The sequence below is a fragment of the Novosphingobium sp. 1529 genome (genome assembly GCF_040544855.1).
GTDB lineage: Bacteria > Pseudomonadota > Alphaproteobacteria > Sphingomonadales > Sphingomonadaceae > Novosphingobium > Novosphingobium capsulatum.
In genome coordinates, this window is record NZ_JBEPKW010000001.1 from 913,480 (window position 1) to 938,815 (window position 25,336).

Here is a 25,336-nt window from a genome sequence, read left to right on the forward strand (position 1 = left end):
CCGCTTTGCCCACCCGGCCCGTCGGCTGATGGCGCGTCGGAATTCAGGCTGGCAGCAGGCTGGCGAGCATGGGGACCGGAAATGGAACCGATCCGTTCAATTTTATACTGGTGGAGCCGAGGGGGATCGAACCCCTGACCTCGTCATTGCGAACGACGCGCTCTCCCAGCTGAGCTACGGCCCCGTTCCAGTATCGTCCAAAGCAGGGCCACCAAGGCGCCCCGTGCTTCGGGAGCGCCGCCATTAGCGCAGAGCCATGGCGGCGCCAAGAGCAAAAGTGATATTTTTTAGAGCGCGCCCGTTGCCTGCGTAGTTGGTGTCCCGCTGGTCGAGTTGTCGCTGGCAACGGTTGGAATCACGATAGTGGAGCCAGGCTGGGCACCACCATATTGTGCCTGCCAGATAGCCAGATCGGTACGATACTGGTCATATCGGCGATAGAACGCATCGAACACGATTTCGATGTTGGGCAGGCTGCGCACCGCAAAGGCTTCGAGTTCGGCAGCGGGCACAGCGGCGCCATCGCGCGCCACCGCCAGCGTTGCATCGCAAAAATCACCCATCGTCGCCGGAAGGGCGTAATGATTGTAAACTGCGGTCATGTACTGCTCGCGCGGGGCGATGAACTTGCTGCCGAACTTGGCCTTGAATTCCTGGTCGACAGTGCGATTGGCCTTGTCGAGGCCCTTGGCCTGCGACTTTAGGAACGTGCGATAGAGCGGCAACAGCTCGACATGGCGCGGGCCAGTGCAGTTGAGCGCGGCAACGTTGTAGGCCGAGCGCAGGTTCCACACCATCTGCGCGGGCGTGATGTTGCGATTCACCGATTCCCGCAGGCCGGTGGCGGCCAGCGGCGGCACCGTCAGGTTGGCGCTGGCGCCATTGGGCGGCATCGGCCGCGCCGGCACGATCACGACCTTGGGAGGCGGTGGCGGGGGCGGCGGTGGGGGTGGCGGCGGGGCCTTGGCCGCACACCCAGCAAGGACCAGGCCGAGCGCGGCAGTCAATACATAGGCAAGCGCCCGCGTGGGCCGCGCAGAGTGGCGCGCATGCGACATGGCCATATCCCCCTCATGAATTTTCGAAACGTTATTGGCGCTGGCGCGCGGCATTCCCACCATGGATAGACCCCGGATCACGTGCGTGGCGCCCTTTGGTGGAGCGCCAAACCTTTCTGAAAGCTGACTGAAATTGGTAACCTGCTTTCCCGGAAAGGAAAATGCCCGACAACCAAAAAGGTTGCCGGGCACGCAATCTACCGTATTCCCCGCCGGGCAGGCAATGGGGTGATCAGCGACGATCGCCCATCAGTTGCAAAAGCGAGGTGAACATGTTGATGAAGTCGAGGTAGAGCGTCAGCGCGCCCATCACCACGACCTTTTCGGCCATGGCCGTACCCGCCACATAGGCATACTGCTCCTTGAGGCGCTGCGTGTCATACGCCGTCAGACCGGCAAAGATCAGCACGCCGAGGAAGCTGATGCCCCAGGCCAGGCCCGGCGAGGCCAGGAACAGATTGATCACCGAGGCGATGATCAGGCCGAACAGGCCCATGATCAGGAACGTGCCCATGCCTGACAGGCTCTTGCGCGTGGTGTAGCCAAACAGGCTCAGACCCGCAAAAGCGCCGGCGGTGGCAAAGAACGTGGCCGCGATCGATGCGCCAGTATAGACGAAGAAGATCGACGACAGCGACAGACCCATGGTCACGCTGAACGCCCAGAACAGCGCCTTGAGCGTCCCGGTGGAAATCTTGTTGATGCCAAAGCTCATGACCATGACGAACGCGAGCGGCGCCAGTGCGACAACCCAGCGCAGCGGGGTGCCGAACACGGCGGCGGCCATGCCGCTGGTGGCGAACACCAGTGCGACGATGCCCGACAGCAAGACGCCCGAGGCCATGTAGTTGTAGATCGAAAGCATGTAGCGGCGCAGGCCGGCGTCAAACACGTCGCCACGGCCATAGGCGCCCGACAGGCTCGGAGACGCGCCGAAGCCCGTCTGCGAGGGCCGAGGATCGTTCCAGTTTGCCATGTGCTTGCACTTTCTCCATTGCGGGCAAAAATCGCCCATGCCGGCAATATCGGCCTTCCGCGCCCCGCTTTCAAGCGAAACCGGTGCCCGGAAAATGTGACAAAATGTATTCCCGGGCAGTGCCCGCCGATCAGCCGGCGGCGCGGGCTTCCTCGGTCATTTCCGCGCTGCGATCGCGGGCCGCGCGCAGCGTATCGCGCATCAGGCTGGCAAGCCGATCATCGGCATCGAGCACGTCGAGCCCCTTTTGCGTGGTGCCACCCGGACTGGCAACGCGGCGGGCCAGTTCGCCCGGGCCATGCTCCGACGCAGCGGCCAGCGCCGCGGCGCCATCGACCATGGCCAATGCCAGGCGATCGGCCTGCGCACGCGGCAGGCCGAGATCGGCAGCACCGGCCGCCAGGGCATCGATGACGCGATAGATGAACGCCGGGCCCGAACCAGCCAGCGCGGTAACCAGGTCCATCTCCGCCTCGTCAGAAAGCCATTCGGCGGTGCCGAGCGGGGCCATCAGCTGCGTGACTTCGGCATTGATCGCCGCGTCGCCATCACCCACCAGCGCGATGGGCGACTTGCCCAGGGCCGCCGCCAGGTTGGGCATGACCCGCACCACGGCCCCAGCCTGCGGAAACCGCGCGCGCAAAGTGGCGAGGTCGACGCCCGCCAGGATCGACAGCACGATCGTGCCCTGCCCCACCAGCGGCGTGATCGCCGGCGTGGCGGCGGCAAGGCCCTGCGGCTTGAAGCCCAGCAGCACGAAACGGGGCGGCGCTTCGCCGGTCGGCGCGGTGCGCAGCAGGCGCACGCCAGCCGGCGCCTGGGGCAGATGCGGATCGACCACGGTAAAGGCCGCCGGGGCAATGCCGCTGGCGAGCCAGCCGGTCAGCATCGCGCCGCCCATGTTGCCACAGCCGAACTGGAGGAAGGAATAGGTCATCAGCAAATGGCTCCGAATTCAGGCTTCGCCGGCGGCATCGACCAGCGCGCTGGCCAGCGCATCGGCCGGGCTCTTGTCACCCCACAGGATGAACTGGAAGGCGGGATAGAAACGATCGCATTCGTCCACCGCCGCTTCGATCGCCACCTGCGCCTGGTGCAGGCTGAGCAGGCCATCGTCGCCCAGCATCAGCCCGTGGCGGTAAAGCAGCACGCTGCCGTTGGACCAGATATCGAAATGCCCCAGCCAGACCTGCTCGTTGATCAGCGCCATGACCTCGAACATCGCGCCACGCTTGTCATCGGGCACGCGGATATCGGGCAGCGAGAGGATTTGCAGCACATGGTCTTCGGGGCGCCAGATGCAGCGCAACTGGTACGTGGCCCAGGAGCCCTGCACTTCGCCATGGATCTCGTCGTCCGACACGAATTCGCAGGGCCAGCCGCGCGCTTCGAACAGCGAGGCGAGCATGTCTACCGGCGCGGCGTCGTCGCGGTCGCTGTCGTCGTGGCCGGTTCGCATCATCACGCCCCCTCACACGGTGCCCATGCCAGCGAGAATGCCAGCGCCTTAACCAGCGACCGTGGTTTCCATTCGTTCCATCGCGGAGCGATTGGCCGCCGACAATCGACCGTTAGCCCAGCCTTGGGCAAAACTCGACAACGCTGTGCAAAACTTGTGGACAAGCGCCGCCACGCCCACCCCGGCATCACGATCCGGGGCAGGCGCGGCAGAATCACTTGGCCGAAACGCTGTCCATGGCCTGGCCGGCGGGGCTGTCGAACTGGAACGCGCCGACGCCCTTGGCCTTGAGCTTGGCCACGAATTCCTGCGCGGCGGCATCGCTCGGGAACGGCCCGGTGACCAGGCGATAGACCCGGTTCCACGATGTGACGTATGCCTTGCGCCCGTGCAGTTCGGGCGCCTTGGCCTGAAGCCCGGCCCATTCCTTGCCCATCTTGGCGCGGTTGCCGCCGGTCAGGACCTGCACCCAGGTGCGTGCCGGATTGGCAGCGAGGCGCTTGGCCTCTTCCTTGGCCTTGCGCGCTTCCTCGGCCTTCTTGGCATCGGCCAGCTTCTTTTCAGCGGCCGCCTTCTTTTCGGCAGCGGCCTTCCTGGCGTCGGCCAGCTTCTTGGCCTCGGCCGCCTTGCGCGCCTCGATCGCGGCGCGTTCGGCCGCCGCACGTTCGTTGGCCGCCTGGATCGCGGCGATATCGACCGCCACGGTGGGGCGCTGCTGTTCTTCGGCGGGGGCGGTAAAGCCGGCAAAGAGCGTGGCAAAGCCATCGGGCGAAGGCGCCGCGCCAGCCGGCACTGGCTGCGGCGCGGGAGTAGGCGCCAGTTGGGCCGGTGCTGGCGAGGTCGGCTGGGGCTGCGGTTGCGCTTGCGCCAGGGTTTGCGGCGCGGGCAGCGGCGATGCGGCGGGCTGCGCCATGGCCGTCTGCACCGGTGCGGGCGGGGTATAGGCCGGTGCGCTGGGCACGGGCCGGGCCGCGGGAACCGGCGGCAGGACAATGGCCGGTGTGGGCGCAGGCGCCGGCGAATAGCTGGGCGTGGGCGCTGGCGGATAGCTGGGCGCCGGGGCTGGCGCAGATGTCACCGGCGCGGCGGCAGGGCGGGTCGCCGTGGGAATGCTCGGCAAGGGCTGCGCCACGCTGTTCTGCGCCAGTTGGGTCGGCGCCGAAGTGCTTGGCGCAGGTGTCGGGATAATGCGTCCGCGACGATCACGGCGGATCACCGGCGTGGCGGCTGCCGGCGCGGCCGGGGCGGCCTGGGCCAGCAAGACCGGCGCCTGGCGCGGATGGCTCTGCGCGTATTGCACGATCTGCGGGTCATCGCGGCCGATATCGGCTGCACGCGGGAAGCGCCCGAAATTGGCGGCGGCGGCCTGCTGCGCCGGGGTCAGCCGCGTCAGATAGCGCAGATAGGGGGCGATGCCGGCGGCCAGTTGCGGCGGCATGGAGGCATTGGCCACCGTCACGGCCTCGTCAGGCTGGCCGGCAATGGCGAGGATGAACGTGCGCACACGCCAGGCGGCGCGATCGGACTGCGCGATCTGGGGCGCCAGCACCCGCTCGGCACCGGCGCGATCCCCACCGATCGCCAGGCTCAAGGCTAGGCGGCGGGTAACTTCGGCATCCGGCGCGCGCGCCAGGGCCTGCTGGTAATAGCGCTGCGCCATGGCGTTATCGCCCACCAGATCGTGCGCCAGGCCGCGATCGCCGGCCATGGCGGCCTGATCGGCCCCGGCCCGCTCTGCATCATCAAAGGCGCGGATCGCGGCAACGGGATCGTTGTGGCGCAGCATTGCCTTGCCGATCTGCGCCTTAATGCGGCCATTGCCCGGTGAAACCTCGTCAGCGCGGCGCAGGAAGCCGAGCGCCGCATCCACGTCACCCAGCGCCATCGCGGCATTGCCGGCATCGAGCAGCGCATCGGCGTTGCGCGGATCGCGCGCCAGGCGGGCGAGCGCGGCATCAAGCGTCTGCCCGTCGCCGGTTGGCAGCGGCTGCACCACCGGGCGCGACACGCTGCCGGTCTCGACCGGGGCGGCTCTGGTGGTGGGCAGCGGTTGCACCACCGGGCTCGATACCATTGGCAGCGGCGCCACCGGGCGCGCGACCGGGCGGGCAGTGCGGCTGGCCGGCGTATCGAGCACCGATTGCTGCGGCATCTGCGAAAGATCCTGCGCCAGCACTGGCGCGGTTGCGCCGACCAGCAGGGCAAGCGCCAGGGCGGTGCGCGCGGCGCCGCGAAGCTGATTCGGGCGAGCGGGGAAAGTCTGGAATGTCATCGTGGCGCCGCCTTAGTCTATTGCGTCTTAAGCCAGAACAACAAGCCGCCACTCTCGCTGGGGAAAGTGGCGGCCTGATGACGGCATCGGGAAGATGGCATCGTGAAAATGGCAGGGCAGCGAACGGTCATCACCGACGACCGCCCGCGCCGATCACTGGTTGTTCTGGCGACCCAGGAAGCGCGGGATGCTGAGCGAGGCGGAATCCTCGCTCTCTTCCGCGTCTTCCGTGCGGGCCGCTCCGCGCGAGAGATTGGCCATGCGTTCGAACAACGTGCTGCCACCTGCCCCACCGCCAACGCGCGGGGTCGGGCGTTCCGGCTCGGCCCCGGCGCCAAGGCCAAGGCGCGGCGTGGGCTCAGCCGGCGCCGGATCGATGGTATAGTCCTGGGCCGGATCGGCACCGAGATCGAACGTCAGGTCCAGCGGATCATCAGCCGGCGGCGTTGCTTCCGGCTCGGGCGCCCAGGCCTGGGCCGGGGCAGCCGGCGGCGTGGCCGGGGCTGCGGGCGGCGGCGTGGCGGCGGCAGGTGCCTGCGGCGCGGTGGGCATGGCGATCGCCGGACGCGGCGCGGCGGCCGGGGTAAAGGCCGGGCCACGCGTGCCGCCGGGCAGATTCACCGGGCGGGCAGCCTGTTCGGCCTGCTCCATGCTCTGTTCGATGCCGGTGGCCACCACCGAAACGCGGATCTTGCCGTTGAGATCGGGATTGAACGCCGAACCCCAGATGATGTTGGCATTGGGATCGACCAGTTCGCGGATGTGGTTGGCCGCTTCGTCCACTTCCAGCAGCTTCATGTCGTCGCCGCCGATGATCGAAATGATCACGCCCTTGGCGCCCTGCATCGACACGCCATCGAGCAGCGGATTGGCAATGGCGCGTTCGGCCGCTTCGAGCGCGCGGTTGGGGCCTTCGCCCTCACCCGTGCCCATCATCGCCTTGCCCATTTCCCCCATGACCGAGCGCACGTCGGCAAAGTCGAGGTTGATCAGGCCAGGCATGATCATCAGGTCGGTGATCGAGCGCACGCCCTGCTGGAGCACTTCGTCGGCCAGCTGGAACGCTTCCTTGAAGGTCGTTTCCGCCTTGGCGACCAGGAACAGGTTCTGGTTGGGAATGACGATCAGCGTATCGACGTGCTTTTGCAGTTCCTCGATGCCGGTTTCGGCCGAGCGCATGCGGCGCGTGCCTTCGAACAGGAACGGCTTGCTGACCACGCCCACGGTGAGCACGCCCTTGCGGCGCGCTGCCTCGGCAATCACCGGCGCAGCGCCAGTGCCGGTGCCGCCGCCCATGCCGGCAGCGATGAACACCATGTGCACGCCATCGAGAATGCGCTCAAGCTCGGGCAGGGTTTCTTCGGCGGCGGCGCGGCCCACTTCGGGGCGGGCGCCGGCACCGAGGCCCTGCGTAATCGCCGGCCCAAGCTGGATGCGGTTTTCCGCGATCGAGTTGTTCAGCGCCTGCGCATCGGTGTTGCACACGACGAAGTCGACGCCTTCGATATTGGCACCGATCATGTTGGCGATGGCGTTGCCGCCTGCGCCGCCCACCCCGATCACCGTGATACGGGGCCGAAGCTCGTCGATGGCCGGCGGTCCGATGTTGATGCTCATGTCGGTCTCCCTTACGGGTTGGCCCTTGCGGGTCGGGCGGTTGGGACGGGTCGGAGGCCGGAACGGCCGAAATGCGGATTTTCCAGCTTTGGCACGGAACGTTTCATCGAATCAAAGGCGATCGGCGCTTTTCCACAAGATCGATCGCCTATTTCGCGCCGAAATCAGCCGATCCGGTTGCTTCGTGCGACGAAAGGCCGGGATCGGTGCCATAACCGTTAAAAATATTCCTTGAGCGCGCGCACGATCCGCCGCCCCCAGCCCCACAACGTGGCCGAGCCGCCGCCTTGCGCTGCCATCGTCAACTTGCGGATATCGATCGGATCGGACGCTGCGTGCAGCACCAGGCCCACCAGCGTGGAGGAACTGGGCGTGGCATGGCCCTGCGGCAGGCCCAGCATGGCCGGCGGCGCGCCGATGCGCACCGGCCGCCCCAGCGCCGACTGGGCATAGTCGGCCAGGCCCGGCAACTGTGCACCCCCACCGGTGAGCACCACCTGCTGTCCGCGCGTGCCGGTAAAGCCCATGGCCTTGAGGCAGCGACCCAGTTCGTCAGTGAAGTGGCCAAGTTGCTGGGTGATCACCGAAATCAGCTCGGCACGGGGAATCCGGTTCTTGTCATCGGCATGGCGCGCCACTGGCCCTGCCCCTTCCGGATCGCCGGGGGCATTGACGGGAATCATCTCGCGATGGTCGGCCGGGCTGGCAATGGCCGAACCCGACATGCACTTGAGGCGCTCTGCCTGATAACGGCGAATGCCAAAGGCCGAGGCGACGGCATCGGTGATGTCGCCCGAGCCGAACGGGAGCACCTGCATGCCCAGCAGCATGCCCCCGGCATGGACCGACACGGTGGTCACCTCGGCACCGAAATCGACGAGAGCCACGCCCAGATCACGCTCTTCCGGCATCAGGCAGGCAAGCCCGGCCGCGACCGGCGCTGCCACCACGCCATCCACCTTGAGGTGCGCGTTCTCCACCGTTTCGCGGATGTTGCGGATCGGCGCGCCATCGGCGAGCATGACGTGGATATCCACCGCCAGGCGATCGGCATGCAACCCTTTGGGATTGGGCACGCCATGCGCGCCATCGAGCGTATAATGCGCCGGCTGGGCATGCAGCACGGTGCGGCCATCGGGCTGGATCACATCACGCGCGGCCACCAGCAGGTGCTGGATGTCATCATCCTCGATCCGCCGGCCGCCGATCTCCACCTCGACCTGCGCGGTGGAACTGGCCAAGCCCGCGCCGGCACAGCCGACCAATACCTGGGTGACCGAAGTATTGGCCATCTTTTCGGCGCGCTCGATCGCGTCGCGCACCGAATGGGTCGCGGCCAGCATATCGACCACATAGCCGCGCTTGATCCCTTGCGAGGCGCGGTGGCCCGAGCCGAGCACGACCAGTTCGCCCGCTTCGGACAGGCCAGCGATCATCGCCGAGGTGCGGAACGAGCCAAGATTGACGGCGGCAAAGACCTTGGTGATGCGGGGTGCAGCCACGGGCGGTTCAGTCCTTCGCCTTGGCGGCGGCCTTGGCCTTGGCCTTGTCGCGCTGTTCCTGGGCCAGCTCGTCAGCATGGCCGGGCACCAGCAGATAGGTGCGGTCCTTGGCGCGCATGTCAAAGCTCGCCACCTTGCCTCCGAGCAGGCGATTGACCCCGTCCATGCGCGCAAATTCGAGCAGCGCGGCGGCCGATTCGTCGGCGCCTTCGGGCAGGGCCAGCACCTGGCCGGTCTTGAACGTCAGGTTCCAGCGGCGGTTGCCGATCCATTCGGCCTCGGCCACCTGTGGCTTGAGCGCGGGCGCGGCATCGAGCAGGTGGTTGAGATCGGGCACCCGCGCGGCGGCGCCATCGCCCGACAGCACGAACATGCCCTTGGCGCGGGCCGGGCTCACCGGCTCAAGTTCGTGGCCGGTTTCGTCGATCAGCATCAACTGGTCGCCCTTGCGCAGCACACCGTGCGGGGTGCGCTCCACCACGTCGACCACCAGGGTATCGGGCAACTGGCGCGATACGCGCGCATCCTTGACCCACGGCAGGCCGAGCAGCGTTTCGCGCAGGGCCGCCACGTCCACCCGCGACATCGCCTGGTCGCGCTGGCCCAGCACCTTTTCATAGATGGTCAGCTCGTTCATGCGCTTGACCCCGCGCACTTCCACCCGCTTCACATCAAAACCCGCGCCATGGGACAGGCGCGCCACTTCGCTTTCCATCAGGGCGGGAACCCCGGCGATATTGGCCACGGTCCACACCGCGACGGCCGCGGTGCCCAGGATCACGGTCAACAAGATCCGGTGCAGCGTTTCCTCGCTGAACGGCTGCACGCGCATGACATGGCCGATGGCAGAGCCGGTCTGCTTGCGCGCCGTCTGCACCTTGGCCTTGGCCCCGCGCTGCGCGGCCACCCGCCGCACGCCCTTGCCACCACGCCGGATCGTCTGCGCCATGGTCAGCCAGCCCCCTTTCTGGTCTTGGCCGCGGCCGCATCCTTGATCGCCTCGGCCAGGATCGCCTCGACCAGGTCGGGATAGTCCATGCCCAGGTGGCGCGCCTGTTCGGGCACGAGGCTGAGCGGAGTCATACCCGGCTGGGTGTTCACCTCCAGCAGGAACAGCCCCTCTACCCCGCGCTCATCGTCCCAGCGGAAATCGGAACGGCTGGTGCCCTTGCAACCCAGCAGCTTGTGCGCGCGCAAGGCAATGTCCTTGCACGCCTGGGCGATATCATCGGGGATTTCGGCGGGGCAGACATGCTCGGTCAACCCGTCGGTATACTTGGCGTCGAAATCGTAGAAGCCGGTCTTGGGCTTGAGCTCGGTGACCATCAGCGCCTGGTCGCCCAGCACCGCCGTGGTCAGTTCGCGGCCACGGATGAACGGCTCGGCCAGCAGTTCATCGAACTCCTGCCAGGGGCCGCGCGCATCCGGGCTAATCGGATTGCCATAGTTGCCTTCGGCGGTGACGATCGCCACGCCGACCGACGATCCTTCGTTGACCGGCTTCAACACATAGGGCCGGGGCAGCGGATCGTGGCTGTAGAGTTCTGCGGTCTTGACCACGCGGCCGCCGGGCATGGGAATGCCGTGGGGCACAAGGGCCTGCTTGGTCAGTTCCTTGTCGATGGCGATGACCGAGGTGGCCAAGCCCGAATGGGTATAGGTCAGCCCCATCAGGTCCATCATGCCCTGCACCGTGCCATCTTCACCGGGCGTGCCGTGCAGCGCGTTGAACACCACGTCGGGCGCAGCCTCGGCCAGGCGCAGCGCCACGTCGCGGCCCATGTCGATCCGCGTAACGGTGTGCCCGCGCGCCTCAAGCGCACCGGCCACGCCTTCGCCGCTGGTCAACGAGACGGGCCGCTCGCTCGACCAGCCGCCCATCAGCACCGCCACATTAAGCCGGGGCAGATCACTCATGGCAGATTCTCGTGCTTGATTCGGCCCACCCGCTTGATTTCCCACTGCAACTCCACGCCTTGTGTCTGTTTCACACGGGCCCGCACATCTTCACCCAGCGCCTCGATCTCGGCGCTGGTGGCGGTACCGGTGTTGATCAGGAAGTTGGTGTGCTTTTCGCTCACCTGTGCGCCGCCCAGGGTCAGGCCACGGCACCCGGCGGCATCGACCAGCGCCCAGGCCTTATGCCCATCGGGGTTCTTGAACGTGGACCCGCCGGTCTTGCTGCGCAGCGGCTGGCTTGCCTCGCGCGCGGCGGAAATGCGGTCCATCTCGGCCTGGATCGCCTCGGGCTCGCCCGGCTGCCCGCGAAAACGCGCCGAAACCACAATGTTGCCATCGGTCAGCTCGGAATGGCGATAGGCATAGCCCAGCTCTGCCACCGGCAGACGCGCCAGTTCGCCAGTGCGCATCACCACGTCGCAATCGACCAGGATGTCCTTGACCTCGCGGCCATAGGCGCCACCGTTCATCCGCACGAAGCCGCCAACCGTGCCGGGGATCGAGCGCAGGAATTCAAGGCCGGCAATCCCCGCATCACGCGCGGTGGACGATACCAGGATGCCCGAGGCGCCGCCCCCGCAATCGAGCGTGACAGCATCGATCGCCATGACTTTGGCAAAGGGCTTGCCCAGGCGCACCACCACGCCCGGCACCCCACCATCGCGCACGATGAGGTTGGAACCCAGGCCCAGCGCCATGACCGGCACTTGCGGATCGAGTGCCGCCAGGAACGCCTGCAGATCGGCCACGTCCTTGGGCTCAAAGAGCCAGTCGGCGGTGCCGCCAGACTTGAACCACACCAGCGGGGCGAGCGGGGCGTTTGGGGTGAGCTTGCCGCGAAGCTCGGGTGTGGCTTCCACCACTCCCCGGCCCTCTCCTCTGAAGAGGAGGGGGGGATTGGCATTGGAAGCCCCCTCCTCTTCAGAGGAGGGGGTTTGGGGGTGGTGAGAGGCCTTGCCCGCCATCACCCCTCACCCCGCAACGCCACGATCGCCGGCGCCAGGCCGGCCGCCCACTTGGTGATATCGCCAGCCCCCAGGCACACGACCATGTCGCCAGCCTGAAGCTGCGGCGCCAGTTCGGCGGCCAAGGCTTCCGGCCCGGCGATCAGATGCGCGCTGCGGTGGCCGCGCGCCTTGACGCCTTCGACCATGGCGGCGCTGTCCACGCCCTCGATCGGCTGTTCGCCGGCGGGATAGACAGGCGCCGCATAGACCACGTCGGCATCGTTGAACGCGCCCTGGAAATCTTCCATGTGGTCACGCAGGCGGGTGAAGCGGTGCGGCTGGACCACGGCGATCACACGCCCGCGCACGCCTTCACGCGCGGCAGCCAGCACGGCGCGGATTTCCACCGGGTGATGGCCATAGTCATCGATCACCGCCACCTCGCCACCGGGCACGGCAACCTCGCCCACCTTGGTAAAGCGGCGCTTGACCCCGCCAAACTTGGCAAAGCCGGTGCGCACCAGATCGTGCGGCACGCCCATTTCCACCGCCACGGCAATCGCGGCCAGCGCGTTCTGCACATTGTGGCGGCCGGGCATCGGCAGGTGAATGTCTTCGATCCGCTGGAACGAGCCATCGCGCTGGCGCAGCACGGCGGTGAAGCGGTTGCCGCCCGGTTCGGGCGTCACGCCTTCGCCGCGCACGTCGGCCTGGGCGGAAAAGCCATAGGTCACCACGCGGCGATCGCGCACCTGCGGGATGATCGCCTGCACTTCGGGATGGTCGATGCACAGCATCGCCGCGCCATAGAACGGCACGTTCTCGATGAATTCGACAAAGGCACGCTTGACCTTCTCGAACGAGCCATAGTGATCGAGATGCTCGGGATCGATGTTGGTGACCACCGCGATCGTGCCATCGAGCCGCAAGAACGAGCCATCGCTCTCGTCGGCCTCCACCACCATCCAGTCGCTGTCACCCAGGCGGGCGTTGGAGCCGTAGGAGTTGATGATGCCGCCGTTGATCACCGTGGGATCGACGCCGCCAGCATCGAGCAGGCAGGCCACCAGCGACGTAGTCGTGGTCTTGCCATGCGTGCCCGCCACCGCGACGGTGTTTTTCAGGCGCATCAGTTCAGCCAGCATTTCCGCGCGGCGCACCACGGGAATGCGCGCTTCCAGCGCGGCCACCACTTCGGGATTGTCGCGCTTCACCGCAGTGGAGGTCACCACCACCTGGGCATTGGCGACGTTTTCCGTGCACTGGCCGATCATCACCGGGATGCCGCGCGCGCGCAGTCCTTCGACGACATAGCTTTCCGCCATGTCTGACCCCTGCACGGCATAGCCCATGTTGTGCATCACTTCGGCAATGCCCGACATGCCGATGCCGCCGATGCCGACGAAATGGATCGTGCCGATTTCGACGCCGACACCCTTCATGCTTCATTCTCCAAAGCCAGCGCTTCGCCGCCAGCCGTTGCCGGGGCGGCCGCCTTGCCGTCAACCCGGATCACATCCATCAGCGGCGCCCCGCCAAACCCTTCGACCAGATCAGCGAGGTCTTCCACCGCGCGCGGCAAGCCGCAGTTCCACGCGGCATGGGCAGCGTTGGCCAGCCCCACAGGGTTCATCGCCATGGCCTGGATCTGCTTGGCCAGCTCCTTGGGCGTGAAGCCCGGCTGGCGGATCGCGCGGGCACCGCCGGCCTTGACCATTTCGCGGGTGTTGGCGGCCTGGTGATCGTCCGTGGCGATCGGCAGCGGCACCAGGATCGCCGGGCGGCCCACGGCGGTAAGCTCGGCAATGGTCGATGCGCCAGCGCGGCCGACGAACAGGTGGGCGCCGGCGAGCCGGCTCGCCATGTCTTCGAAATAGGTGCCCAGTTCGGCGGGAATTTCATGCGCGGCATAGCGCGCGCGCACGGCTTCCAGGTCTTCGGGGCGGCACTGCTGCGTCACTTGCAGGCGGTGGCGCAGCGCGGGCGGCAGCATGGCCAGGCCATCGGGCACGACCTGAGCCAGCACCGACGCGCCCTGGCTGCCCCCGGTCACCAGCACGCGGAACAGGCTGTCTTCCGAAAATTCCGGGAACGGCTCGCCGCGCAGAGCCAGCACTTCCGGGCGCACCGGATTGCCCACCAGGTGTACCTTACCCCACCAGCGCGGATCGAGGCGATCCACCTCGGGATAGGCGGTGGCGATGGCATCGACGCCCTTGGCCAAGTAGCGGTTAACCCGGCCCAGCACGGCGTTCTGTTCGTGGATCACCGTGGGAATGCGCGCCGCACGCGCCGCCAGCAGGGCGGGCAGCGCCGGGTAGCCGCCAAAGCCGATCACGCACGACGGCGCAAAGCTTTCGAACAAGCGCAGCGCCATCGAGCGGCCCTGCCAGATCGCGCGCAGGCCCTTGAGCAGGGCAACCGGGTTCTTGCCCAGGCGCCCGGCGGGCAGCACATGGGCGGTAAGGAAATCGGGCTTGCCGGGAATCTTGGCGCCGCGCGCATCGGTGATCAGCGCCACGTGATGGCCACGCGCATGCAGTTCGGTAGCCAGGGCAAAGGCGGGAATCAGGTGGCCGCCCGTGCCGCCAGCGGCCAGCACGAAGTGGCGCGATGCGCCGGGTTGAGGTTGTGCAGTCATTTGCGCGTCAATTCGCCCAGATGGAAGGTTTCGCGCGTCAGATAGGGGTTGCGGCGCGTGATGGCGAGCAGGAAACCGACACCCAGCAACAGCGCGATGGTGGACGAACCGCCATAGCTGATCAGTGGCAGCGTCATCCCCTTGGACGGGAACAGTTGCAGGTTGACCAGGATGTTGATGAACGCCTGCCCCGCCAATTGCGCGGTCAGGCCGGTGGCTGCCAGCACGGTGAACAGGTCTTCCTCGTCCACCAGGCGCAGCAGCACCCGCAGCACGATGGCGCAATAGAGGATCACCACGATGGCGCAGGAGATCAGGCCGAACTCTTCCCCAATCACCGAAAAGATATAGTCGGTGTGCGCCTCGGGCAGCGCGTTCTTGCGCGCACCCAGCCACAGGCCAGTGCCGCTCCACCCGCCGGCCACCAGCGTGCGCATGGCCAGGTCCACCTGGTCGAACTCTGCCCCGCCCGACAGGAAGTTGTCGATGCGGTGCGTGGCGTTGGGATAGAAGAGATAGGCCAGGATCACCGCCACGATTGCCCCGCCCATCGCCCAGCCCACCCGCGCCAGCGGTAGGCCCGACAGCAGCACGAGCACGAACCACACCCCGGCAAACAGCACGGTAGAGCCGAAATCGGGCTGCGCCATCAGCAGCACCGCCACCACCAGCATCGGCACCATCGACAGGCGGATCACCGGCATGTGCGGATCGCGCACTTTCCACGACAGGATCCACGCGACGGCAATGGCAAAGCCAGGCTTGAGGAATTCGGATGGCTGGATGCCCAGCACCCAGCGTTTGGCGCCCTTTACCTCGGTGCCCATGATCGGCACCAGGATAAGGGCCACGACCATCACGCCCGCGAGCATGATCGCCGCGCGCCGCGCGGTATCCTTGGGCAGCAGCGACACTGCAAACATGCCAAGCAGGCCAAGCCCCTGCATTTCCAGCTGGCGCCAGAAGAAATAGAGATCGCCCAGTGCCTTTTGATGAGTGGAGAGGCGATGCGCGCTGGCCGGAGAGGCCGCGGCCACGGCAATCGCGCCCACGATCATCAAGACCAGGATCAGGCCCAGCAGCACGCGATCGATCTCGCGCCACCAGATCACCAGTTCGCTGCGCCGCGTGCGCCGGAAGCGCTGCATCGCCGAGGCCGAAGCCGCCGTGGCGGCAGGCGCGGTGCCCGATGCCGGGGGCAGGACGGGGCCGCCGGAAGCCATGCCGGTCAGTTCCCTGCCGTGAGAGCGGCGACGATCTGGCGGAAGCATTCGCCGCGCGCCTCGAAATCGCGGAACTGGTCGAAACTGGCACAGGCCGGCGAGAGCATGATCACATCGCCCGGCACGGCCTGGGCCATGGCGGCGCGCACGGCATCGCCCAGCATTTCGGCCCGCGTCACCGGCAAGACCGGCTCCAGGATTTCGGCAAAGCGCGGGCCCGCCTCGCCAATGGTATAGGCGCGCACGACATGGCTGAAATGCGGCGCGCATTCGTCCAGGTCATCGCCCTTGGGCAGGCCGCCGACGATCCAGTGGATGCGCGGGAACGCGGCCAGCGCCGGCGCGGTGGAAGCCGGATTGGTGGCCTTGCTGTCGTTCACGAACAGCACGCCATCCTTTTGCGCCACGCGTTCCATGCGGTGGGGCAAACCGACAAAGCTGGCGAGGCCCGCCTCGATCGTCGGCTCGTCCAGCCCGAGATAGCGCGCCGCGCCCACCGCAGCGGCGGCATTGGCGCGGTTGTGCGGGCCTTGCAGCGATGGCCACTGCGCCGGATCGCCGGGCAGATCGATCGCGTTGATGAATGTGAAGTTGGCGCCTTCCGGGGCAAAGCGCAGCACGTCGTCGTCAAGCTCTGCCCGCATGTCCACCAGCGCGAGGTGGCCCGGCGCCTGCATGCCAAACAGCCGCGCCTTGGACGCGACATAGCCATCATAGCCGTCGTAACGATCGAGGTGATCGGGGCTGAGATTGAGCAGGATCGCGACATCGGCATCAAGCCGCTGCGTCAGGTCGATCTGATAGCTCGACAGTTCCAGCACATAGACGCCGCCAGCGGGCAGCGGCTGCTGTTCCAGGATCGGCTTGCCGATATTCCCGCCCATCAGCGTAGGTACGCCAGCCTGCTGCAACAGATGATGGGTCAGCGCCGTGGTGGTGGATTTGCCGTTGGTGCCGGTGATCGCCACAACACGGTGCGGCGGCAGATCGCCGCGCGCCTGGGCAAACAGTTCGATATCGCCGATTACTGGCACGCCAGCGGCGCGGGCATGGGCGGCGATCGGATGGCGGTTGAGCGGCACGCCGGGCGAAACCACGATCCCGGCAAAACCAGCCAGGTCGATCGCCAGCGGATCGGCCAAGGTCACGCGCCCTTCCAGCGCGGCGCGCGGTTCCTCGCGCGCGTCCCACGCGGTGACCAGTGCGCCGCTGGCCAGCAGGCATTCCACCGTGGCCATGCCCGAGCGCGCCAGGCCGAGCACGGCATACTTTTTTCCAGCAAAGGCAGGCGAGACGATCATCGCACCTTCAGTGTGGCAAGGCCAAGCAGCGCCAGCACGATCGAGACGATCCAGAAGCGGATCACCACAGTCGATTCCTTCCAGCCCAGCTGCTCGAAATGGTGGTGGATCGGGGCCATGCGGAACACGCGCTTGCCTGTGCGCTTGTAGACGAAGACCTGCACGATCACCGAAACGGCTTCCATCACGAACAGCCCGCCGACTATCGCCAGCACGATTTCATGGTGCGCAGCCACCGCGATTACGCCCAGCGTGCCGCCCAGCGCCAGGCTGCCGGTATCGCCCATGAACACCGCGGCCGGCGGCGCATTGAACCACAGGAACGCCAGGCCCGCGCCCATGACGGCGGCGCAATAGATCGCCAGTTCGCCCGCGCCCGGCACATGGGGAATGCCCAGGTAATGGGCATAGTCGGCGCGGCCAGCCAGATAGGCAATGATTGCAAAGGTGCCGCAGGCGATGATCACCGGCATGATCGCCAGCCCATCGAGCCCGTCGGTCAGGTTCACAGCATTGCCCGCGCCCACGATGACAAACGCGGCGAACACGAAATAGAACGGCCCAAGCGGGATATAGAGGTTGCTGAACACCGGCACGTAGAGATTGGTTTCGGTCACGACCAACCATGCGGCGATCCCGGCGATCACGAATTCCAGCAGCAGGCGCACTTTGGCCGGCACGCCCTGGTGGGCATATTTGGTGACCTTGTCGTAATCGTCCATGAAGCCGATCAGGCCAAAACCGAGCGTGACGATCAGACAGGCCCAGACATAGCGGCTCGACAGGTCCATCCACAGCAGCAGACCCAGCACCAGCGCCGTCACGATCATCAGCCCGCCCATGGTCGGCGTGCCGCGCTTGGCCAGGTGGCTTTGCGGCCCATCCTCGCGGATCGGCTGGCCCTTGCCCTGGCGCATGCGCAGCATGTTGATGAAGCGCGGCCCGATCATCAGCCCGATCAACAGCGCGGTCAGCAGCGACGCCCCGGCCCGGAACGACTGATAGCGAAAGAGATTGGTCAGGCCTTCATAATGCAGCCAGTGAGCCAGGAGATAGAGCATTCACCGTTCCTTGTCAGGCCAGCGCCCTGACCCCAACAGGTCAACCAGCGCGCCCAGACCAACCGAATTCGAACCTTTTACGAGGATGGCGTCCCCGCCCGCAATGCCGATCCGCGCCAGCACGTCTGCTGCCTCGGCACTCGTTTGCACATGATCGACTTGCAGGGGCGCTGCAAGCGCGGCTCCCTCGCTTTTCCCCAATGCGGCGGCCAATGCCGCCATTTCGGGGCCAACCAGCACGGCATGGGCAATGCCGGCGGCCAGCACAGGCCCAGCCAGCTCGGCGTGATAGCGATCTTCATCGGCGCCCAATTCACGCATCGCGCCCAGCACAGCGATGCGCCGCGCCGCAGGCGTGGCGCCCAGGCCCGCGAGCGTTACGGCCATCGAGGCAGGATTGGCATTATAGCTTTCGTCGATCACCAGCGCGGTGCCGCTGCCATCGCCGCCATCGGCAGCCACCTGATGGCGTGCGCCGCGCCCGGCAAGCCCGGCCATTTCCGCCAGCGCCAGGCCGGCCGCACCCAGGTCTCCACCGACGGCGCGCACGGCGGCCATCACGGCCAGCGAATTGATCACCCAGTGATCGCCCGGCTGCGCCACGGTATAGCACAACTTGCCACCGCCTTCGCCGAAACCACCCAGGTCGGCCGTGACGAGCGAGCCACCGCCAGGCGCCGGCACCACATCGAGCAGGCGCACATCGGCATGGGCCGCACGGCCGAAGGCGATGATCACGCCGGCATGCTGGGCCGCCTTGGCGCGCAGGCGTTCATAATGCGGGCTGTCGGCCGGGATGATGGCGATACCGCCCGGCGCCAGCCCTTCGAAGATTTCGCCCTTGGCATCGGCGATGGCTTCCTCGCCGCTAAAGTGGCCGATATGCGCGGGCGCGATGGTGGTGACGATGGCAACGTGCGGCCGCACCAGCTGCGTCAGCGCCGAAAGCTCTCCGGCATGGTTCATGCCCATCTCGAACACGCCGAACTGGGTGCGCGCCGGCATGCGCGCCAGGCTGAGCGGCACGCCGACGTGGTTGTTGTAGCTTTTGACCGAGCGATGCGCCCGCCCCCGGCTGCCGCGATCGAGCGCGGCAAACAGCGCTTCCTTGACCGAGGTCTTGCCGGCCGATCCGGTCACCCCGATCACCCGCGCTTCGGGCGCCAGACGCGCACGCGCCGCACGGCCCAGGGCATCGAGCGCGGCGGTGGTATCGTCAACCAGCACATGCGGATGCAGCACCGAATGCTCCACCACCGCAGCGGCAGCACCCTTGCCGAATGCGCCGGTGACAAAGCGGTGGCCATCGGCGCTTTCGCCGCGCAGCGCGAGGAACAGGTCGCCCTCCATCACCTCGCGGCTGTCAAACGCCACGCCGCCCACGGCAAACGCGACAGAGGCCTTGCCGCCGGTTGCCGCCGCGATCTCCTGCGCTGTCCACAGGGCCAGCGGGGTGTCGTCCTCGGCCTCAAGCGGCCAATCGATCAGGGCGGCGGCTGCGGTCATCCGGTTATCTCTCCCACGCATTCACGGGCCACCTGCACGTCATCGAACGGCAGCACCCGCATGGCTTCACCACGCCCCACGATCTGTCCCTGTTCGTGGCCCTTGCCGGCCACCAGCACGATATCCCCCTTGCCCGCCTGGCCCACGGCATGGGCAATCGCGGCGCGGCGATCAGCCACTTCCACGGCGCGGCCATCGCACCCGGCCATCACGGCGGCGCGGATCGCGGCGGGATCTTCGCCACGGGGATTGTCATCGGTCACGATCACCAGATCAGACCCGGCGCAGGCCGCCGCGCCCATCGGCGCGCGCTTGCCGGTATCGCGATCGCCGCCCGCACCGATCACGGTAATCAGCCGCGCGCCGACATGCGGGCGCAGCGCGGCAATCGCCGCCTCGATCGCGTCGGGGGTGTGGGCATAGTCGATATAGACCGGCGCCCCGGCGCGGTTGATCGCCGCGCGTTCCAGCCGGCCGCGCACCGGCTGCAGGCGCGCCAGCGCATCGAGCGTTGCCGCCGCCGCCCCGCCGCTGGCGATGACCAGCCCGGCCGCCACCAGCGCGTTGGCTGCCTGATAGGCGCCGATCAGCGGCAGCGTGACCTTGCGCGCGGCGCCATCGTGCACCAGTTCCAGCACCTGGCCCAGCTGCGTCGGCGTGCGGCCAGCCAGGCGGATCGCCTCGCCTTTTTCGCCCACGGTCAGCGCCTTGAGGCCGCGCGCGGCGACATGGGCCAGGGCCTTGTCGCTCCAGGTATCGTCGGCCCAGACCACCGCCGTGCCGCCATCGGCCACCACTTCGTCGAACAGGCGCATCTTGGCCGCGAAATAGGCGTCCATGGTCTCGTGGTAATCGAGATGGTCGCGGCTCAGGTTGGTAAAGCCGCCCGCCACCACGCGCAGCCCTTCGTTGCGGAACTGCGACAGGCCATGGCTCGACGCCTCATAGGCAACGTGGCTCACCCCTTCGCGGGCCAGGCCATGCATGTTGGCGAGGAACGTGACGATATCGGGCGTGGTCAGTCCGGTAGAGACGCTTTCATCGGCGGTGGTGACGCCCAGCGTGCCGATCGAGGCGGCCGGATGGCCGGCCATGCGCCACAGCTGGCGCGTCATTTCCACGGTCGAGGTCTTGCCGTTGGTGCCGGTGACGGCCACCACGGTTTCGGGTACCGGGGCAAAGAACGGCGCGGCGAGATGCGCAAACAAGCGGCGCGGGTTGGCATCGGCGATGTGCACGGCGCCTTCGACGCGCGCCTCTGGCCGGGCGACCACCGCGACGGCGCCAGCGGCGATGGCGGCGGGAATGAAGTCTTCGCCATTCACCTGCGCGCCGGCAAAGGCGCCAAACACCGTGCCCGGCGCCACCTTGCGGTTGTCGATGGCAAAGCCGGTTACGTTGATGTCAGCGGCTGCCTCGGGCAGCGCCACGCCGGCAGACCGTGCCAGCACACCCAGCTTCATTCACCTTCTCCACTGCCGATCAACGGCGAAAGATCCGAAATATCCACGTCGCGGCTGCCGTCGGGCACCACGCCCAGCAGCGGCCCAATGCGCGGCACCACGCGGCCCACGATCGGCGCCGCGTTCCAGGCTGCGGTGCGCTGGCCCGAGGTGGCCGCCGTGCCCTGCGGTTCATCGAGCATGGCGATGACCACATAGCGCGGCTTGTCCATCGGGAACGCGGCCGCAAAGGTCGCGACCAGCGAGGTCTTGCGATAGCCGCCATTGCCGGGCTTTTCGGCCGAGCCGGTCTTGCCGCCCACGCGGAAGCCCGAGGCATCGGCCTTGCGGCCCGTGCCATCGGCCACGATCATGCGCAGCAACTGGCGGATGCGCGCGCTGGTCGATGCCTTGAACACGCGGGTGCCGGCGGGAATGTGCGCCGGATCGACCTTGAACAACGTGGCCGGGCGCCAGATGCCGCCATTGACCAGCGCGGCATAGGCGCAGGCCAAGTGCAGCGGCGTGACGGCGATGCCGTGGCCATAGCTGACCGTCATGGTGGTGATCCGGCTCCAGTCGCCAGCCTTGTTTTCGCCGTGCGGCCACAGCGGGAAACCGCGCGCCGGCAGCTCGATCGTGGGGCGCTGGTTCATGTGCAGCGCCATCATCGTCTGCCTCAGCAGCGGGCCGCCCAGCTTGTCGGCCACTTGCGCGGTCACGATGTTCGACGAGTGGATCAGCGCCTCGGGCACGTTTAGCGAGGCGCCGAAGTTGTGGCTGTCGTGGATGGTGCGCCCGGCAATGTGCAGCGGCGCGGTCGGATAACGCACCGACAGGTCGGTGACGACGCCGGCATCGATCGCTGCGGCAATCGTGATCGGCTTGAACGTAGAGCCAAGCTCGTACACCTGGTTCGACACGCGGTTGAACACCAGGTCGTTGAATGCGCGGTCTGACCGATTGGGGTTGAACGAAGGCAGCGAGGCGAGCGCGATCACTTCGCCGCTATCGACGTCTAGCACGATGCCGGCCGCGCCCTTGGCATTGCTTTCCTGCATGCCGCGCAGCAGCTCGTCTTCCAGCGCGCCCTGGGCGCGCGAATCGAGCGAGAGTTCCACCGGGGTGCCGCGCTGCGCCGGATCGAGCAGGCGGGGTTCGAGCACCTGCTCCATCCCGACGTGGCCCTTGCCCTCTTCATCGACATAGCCCAGCACGTTGGCCGCGAGCGAGCCTTGCGGATAATACCGCTGGTTCTCGCGCGGGAATTCCAGCGCCGGTTCGCCCAGCGCGAACACACGGTTGGCTTCCTCGGGCAGTACGCGCTTGCGCAGATAGCTGCCCTTGCCCGATTTCAGCCGCGCCACCAGATCCTTGTAATCGGCATCGGGAAAGATCTGCATCAAGGCGCGGGCCACTTCCTCGGGCGTCTTGACCAGGGGATTGCCCTTTTCGCCCAGCGCCTTGGGATTGAACCACAGCGAATAGGACGGGAACGCGCGGGCCAGCGGCACGCCGTTGCGATCGGTGATCTCGCCACGCGGGGGCAGCAGCGCCTCGGCCAGCGAGCGGCGATCGGGCGCCTGTTCGAACAGGCCCAGCTGCGTCAGGCGCACCAGCGCCGTCAGCGTCAGGAAGACAAAGCCCACCGCGACCACCAGGACGCGAACCTTGGCAGTGACCAGCGAACGCTGGCGCACGCTGGCCAGCTGGACGCGGCCGGTGGCGATGGCGGCCGAGGCGGTAAGCTGGTTCACCGGCTCGTCTTCACTCCTGTCTTGCGATCCCCGCGGGCACTCTTTTGCGCAGTCTTGACCGGCGGCTTGGCCTTGGCCTTCGCCTTGTCCTTGCCGCCTTTACCATCCCTGGCGTCTGCCCGGGCAGACTTGGTGCCAGCCTTAGTCCGCGCGGCGGCCTCGCGGGAAGCCTTGGACGCGGTCTTCTCCACACCTGCCGTGTGCTTGGCGGTGGTCTTGTCGTGCTTTTCGCGCTTTTCGTCGCGCGCCGCCACCGTATGGGTGCTGGCCGCATGCAGCGTACCGAGCTTTTCGGCCAGCGTGGCGGTTGCCTGGGCATGGTCGAGCGGGCGGCTGCGCGGCTTGCCGGCGCCAGCATCATCGCTTTCCGCCTCGTGCGTTTCCGACAGCGGCCGCACCGTCGGATGATCGCCCGACAGCGCCGGGAACGCGGCAGCGGCAATCACGCTGTCATCCACCGTGGCCACGCGAATCGGGGCGGGTGCATCAGGTTCGGCAGGCTTGCTCAACACTGCCAGCTGGCGTTCGTTTTCCAGATACTGCCCGGCGACCGGGGCGACATAGCCGAATTCAAGATCGTTCCACGCCTTGAGCTGCTGCTGGTTGGCGCGCGTTTCGAACTCGGTTTCCAGGTACATCTTCTGCTGCTTGAGCGCCACGATCTGGCCCTCGGCCCGATGCACCTGGCTGCGCAGGGCATTGACCCGGAACGACAGGATCATGACCAGCGCGCCGCACACTGCAAGCAGGGCGAGCCAACCGATCGAACGCAGGCGTTGAGCAGACAGGATCATGCCGACAGGTTCCCCGCAAGCGCGCGCGCCGGGGCAGCGGTTCGCACCGCCCAGCGCAAGGTGGCAGACCTGGCGCGCGGATTGCGCGCCTCTTCTTCCGGGCCAGGGCGGATCGCCGCCGATGGCTTTTCGAACACGGCCGCAAAGGCTTGCGCCTGGGGCGGCAGATGGCGCGAGCCCGCAGGCGTGGCGCCCGCCGCCTCGCGCAGGAACTGTTTGACGATGCGGTCTTCCAGGCTGTGGAAGCTGACCACGGCCAGCCGCCCGCCCGGCGCCAGCAGGCGCTCTGCCGCATCGAGCGCGGCGCGCAACTCATCCAGTTCGCCGTTCACGTGAATGCGCACCGCCTGGAAGCTGCGCGTGGCCGGATCCTTGGCCGCCCCCGGGCGATACCCCAGCGCCTTGCGCACCACGGCGGCAAACTGCCCGGTGGTGGTCAGCGGGCGCGCCGCGACCACGGCGCGGGCGACGCGGCGCGATTGCCGCTCTTCGCCGTAGATATAAAGCACATCGGCGATCTCGGCCTCGTCGGCCTCGTTCAGGAAATCGGCCGCGCTCATCCCGTCCTGCGACATGCGCATATCGAGCGGGCCATCGCTGGAAAAGGCAAAGCCACGCTCGCGCTGGTCAAGCTGCATCGAGCTGACCCCGATATCGAGCACCACGCCCTGCACCTGGCCCACCCCGGCTTCGGCCAGGGCGGTGGCCATTTCCGAAAACCGGCGCGGATGGAGCACGAGGGTGGGCGCGGCGCCCTGGGTTTCGGGCCATAGGCGGCCAGCGGTGATCGCATCGGGATCGCGATCAAAGGCGTGGACCGTAGCGCCCTGAGCCAGGATCGCGCGGGTATAGCCGCCCGCACCGAACGTGCCGTCGACGATCACCTCGCCCGGCCGCGGCGCCAGCGCGGCGATCACTTCATCGAGCAGCACGGGAATGTGCGGGGCCTGCGCGGGCACAGCTGCCGAGGGCGGCAGGTCGGTGGGCAACTGCGCGCTCACTTGCGCTTCGCCTTTTGCGCGGCTTCGGCCATCAGCGCGCGGCAGGTCGCCTTGGCGCTGTCCCAGCCGCTGTCCATCGTGAACAGCACCTCGGGTGCCCAGATGGTGAAAAATTCCCCGCCGCCATGGAAATAGAGCGCGTCGTTCACGCTGGCCTGCTCCCCCAGGTGATCGGGCAGGATGAAACGACCGGATTCGTCAAAGCTGGCACGCAGGAAACCATAAAGCTGGGCGGCACGGGTGTCAGGGTCAAAGTCGTCGCCGCGCTTGAAGGCCATTTCCTCTTCCCGGGCAATGCGGGCGGGAAAGGTTTCCACGCGGGACAGCCCGAAACCGGTGAGGCAGGGGAACTTGTGATGGCGATCGAGGCAAAGCAGGCGCTGGCCCTGCGAAGCGTCTTTCACGGTGGCGCGGAAGTCTGCGGGCAGGACGAAGCGGTTCTTCTCGCCACGCGGCGAGAAGCCCTGCCCCCAATAGTTTGACGGTGCTCCCGCCACGTCCCGTCACCACCTTGCCCGCCGGACAAAAGCTCCCCGTCGACGGCTGATGTGCGCACACCAGCCGAACCATCCCCCACGGATGCGACATGAAAGTTTGTCCCGATGGCGCCATGCTATCGCGGGACGCCCCGGGCGAAAAGGGGAAATTGCGGGAAAGAACGGTCAGAAGCTGATTCGATTGAGGTTTTTTATGGTATTTTACGCTTAACCATAGATATGTTCACTTTATGTTTCACATTGAAGCCCTTGGAATCCCGCCAGTTTCCGAATCACGCCCGTAATGGAGATGGTTTTTCCCGCGCTTTCCCGTGAACGAACGG

The 25,336-nt window shown here is 67.0% G+C and carries 21 protein-coding genes and 1 tRNA gene; all 22 read right to left on the reverse strand.

Features of this window, described 5'->3' with window-relative positions:
* Positions 1-108 precede the first annotated feature (108 nt).
* Positions 109-184 (reverse strand) — tRNA-Ala (locus ABIC78_RS04095).
* Positions 185-287: 103 nt separating this feature from the next.
* Positions 288-1,064 carry a hypothetical protein gene (locus ABIC78_RS04100; RefSeq protein WP_171794700.1) on the reverse strand — a complete coding sequence of 259 codons (777 nt, stop codon included), beginning with the start codon at positions 1,062-1,064 and terminating at the stop codon, positions 288-290.
* Positions 1,065-1,290: 226 nt separating this feature from the next.
* Positions 1,291-2,034 carry a Bax inhibitor-1/YccA family protein gene (locus ABIC78_RS04105; RefSeq protein WP_054130581.1) on the reverse strand — a complete coding sequence of 248 codons (744 nt, stop codon included), beginning with the start codon at positions 2,032-2,034 and terminating at the stop codon, positions 1,291-1,293.
* Between the two features lie 130 nt (positions 2,035-2,164).
* Complete coding sequence (locus ABIC78_RS04110; protein WP_062786386.1) at positions 2,165-2,971, reverse strand: pyrroline-5-carboxylate reductase family protein; 807 nt, start codon at positions 2,969-2,971, stop codon at positions 2,165-2,167.
* A gap of 18 nt (positions 2,972-2,989) precedes the next feature.
* Positions 2,990-3,493, reverse strand: a complete 504-nt coding sequence (locus ABIC78_RS04115; protein ID WP_028658410.1) for a type III secretion system chaperone family protein — start codon at positions 3,491-3,493, stop codon at positions 2,990-2,992.
* 214 nt (positions 3,494-3,707) lie between these two features.
* Positions 3,708-5,765 (reverse strand): SPOR domain-containing protein, encoded by a 2,058-nt coding sequence (locus tag ABIC78_RS04120; protein WP_171794701.1) that lies wholly within the window; start codon positions 5,763-5,765, stop codon positions 3,708-3,710.
* 153 nt (positions 5,766-5,918) lie between these two features.
* Positions 5,919-7,382: a cell division protein FtsZ gene (ftsZ, locus tag ABIC78_RS04125; protein WP_054130584.1), complete on the reverse strand. Its 1,464-nt coding sequence runs from the start codon at positions 7,380-7,382 to the stop codon at positions 5,919-5,921.
* Positions 7,383-7,600: 218 nt separating this feature from the next.
* Entirely contained in the window at positions 7,601-8,884 is a 1,284-nt protein-coding gene (gene ftsA, locus ABIC78_RS04130) for a cell division protein FtsA (RefSeq protein WP_054130585.1), read from the reverse strand.
* A gap of 7 nt (positions 8,885-8,891) precedes the next feature.
* The gene (locus ABIC78_RS04135; RefSeq protein ID WP_054130586.1) at positions 8,892-9,833 is read right to left on the reverse strand and encodes a cell division protein FtsQ/DivIB; all 942 of its coding nucleotides are present in this window, start codon (positions 9,831-9,833) and stop codon (positions 8,892-8,894) included.
* 2 nt (positions 9,834-9,835) lie between these two features.
* Positions 9,836-10,801, reverse strand: coding sequence for a D-alanine--D-alanine ligase (locus ABIC78_RS04140; RefSeq protein ID WP_354487984.1), 966 nt, complete (start codon positions 10,799-10,801; stop codon positions 9,836-9,838).
* Positions 10,798-11,706: a UDP-N-acetylmuramate dehydrogenase gene (gene murB, locus ABIC78_RS04145; protein WP_502915624.1), complete on the reverse strand. Its 909-nt coding sequence runs from the start codon at positions 11,704-11,706 to the stop codon at positions 10,798-10,800. Before murB ends, ABIC78_RS04140 begins: the two co-directional genes overlap by 4 nt.
* Before the next feature lie 101 nt (positions 11,707-11,807).
* Positions 11,808-13,232, reverse strand: a complete 1,425-nt coding sequence (murC, locus tag ABIC78_RS04150; RefSeq protein ID WP_022675972.1) for a UDP-N-acetylmuramate--L-alanine ligase — start codon at positions 13,230-13,232, stop codon at positions 11,808-11,810.
* The gene (gene murG, locus ABIC78_RS04155; RefSeq protein ID WP_171794703.1) at positions 13,229-14,431 is read right to left on the reverse strand and encodes an undecaprenyldiphospho-muramoylpentapeptide beta-N-acetylglucosaminyltransferase; all 1,203 of its coding nucleotides are present in this window, start codon (positions 14,429-14,431) and stop codon (positions 13,229-13,231) included. Before murG ends, murC begins: the two co-directional genes overlap by 4 nt.
* Positions 14,428-15,579, reverse strand: a complete 1,152-nt coding sequence (locus ABIC78_RS04160) for an FtsW/RodA/SpoVE family cell cycle protein (protein WP_028657776.1) — start codon at positions 15,577-15,579, stop codon at positions 14,428-14,430. Before ABIC78_RS04160 ends, murG begins: the two co-directional genes overlap by 4 nt.
* Positions 15,580-15,659: 80 nt before the next feature.
* Complete coding sequence (murD, locus tag ABIC78_RS04165; RefSeq protein WP_171794704.1) at positions 15,660-16,955, reverse strand: UDP-N-acetylmuramoyl-L-alanine--D-glutamate ligase; 1,296 nt, start codon at positions 16,953-16,955, stop codon at positions 15,660-15,662.
* Positions 16,952-18,016, reverse strand: coding sequence for a phospho-N-acetylmuramoyl-pentapeptide-transferase (mraY, locus tag ABIC78_RS04170; RefSeq protein WP_022675968.1), 1,065 nt, complete (start codon positions 18,014-18,016; stop codon positions 16,952-16,954). Before mraY ends, murD begins: the two co-directional genes overlap by 4 nt.
* Entirely contained in the window at positions 18,017-19,522 is a 1,506-nt protein-coding gene (locus tag ABIC78_RS04175; protein WP_354487988.1) for a UDP-N-acetylmuramoyl-tripeptide--D-alanyl-D-alanine ligase, read from the reverse strand. It abuts the gene before it with no gap.
* A complete protein-coding gene (locus ABIC78_RS04180; RefSeq protein WP_171794706.1) occupies positions 19,519-20,985 on the reverse strand; it encodes a UDP-N-acetylmuramoyl-L-alanyl-D-glutamate--2,6-diaminopimelate ligase in 1,467 nt (488 codons plus the stop codon). Before ABIC78_RS04180 ends, ABIC78_RS04175 begins: the two co-directional genes overlap by 4 nt.
* Positions 20,982-22,721 (reverse strand): peptidoglycan D,D-transpeptidase FtsI family protein, encoded by a 1,740-nt coding sequence (locus ABIC78_RS04185; RefSeq protein ID WP_107715874.1) that lies wholly within the window; start codon positions 22,719-22,721, stop codon positions 20,982-20,984. Before ABIC78_RS04185 ends, ABIC78_RS04180 begins: the two co-directional genes overlap by 4 nt.
* Entirely contained in the window at positions 22,718-23,515 is a 798-nt protein-coding gene (locus tag ABIC78_RS04190) for a hypothetical protein (RefSeq protein WP_171794707.1), read from the reverse strand. Before ABIC78_RS04190 ends, ABIC78_RS04185 begins: the two co-directional genes overlap by 4 nt.
* Positions 23,512-24,516 (reverse strand): 16S rRNA (cytosine(1402)-N(4))-methyltransferase RsmH, encoded by a 1,005-nt coding sequence (rsmH, locus tag ABIC78_RS04195; RefSeq protein ID WP_231627515.1) that lies wholly within the window; start codon positions 24,514-24,516, stop codon positions 23,512-23,514. Before rsmH ends, ABIC78_RS04190 begins: the two co-directional genes overlap by 4 nt.
* Positions 24,513-25,013 (reverse strand): division/cell wall cluster transcriptional repressor MraZ, encoded by a 501-nt coding sequence (locus ABIC78_RS04200; RefSeq protein ID WP_022676168.1) that lies wholly within the window; start codon positions 25,011-25,013, stop codon positions 24,513-24,515. Before ABIC78_RS04200 ends, rsmH begins: the two co-directional genes overlap by 4 nt.
* Between the last annotated feature and the right edge of the window lie 323 nt (positions 25,014-25,336).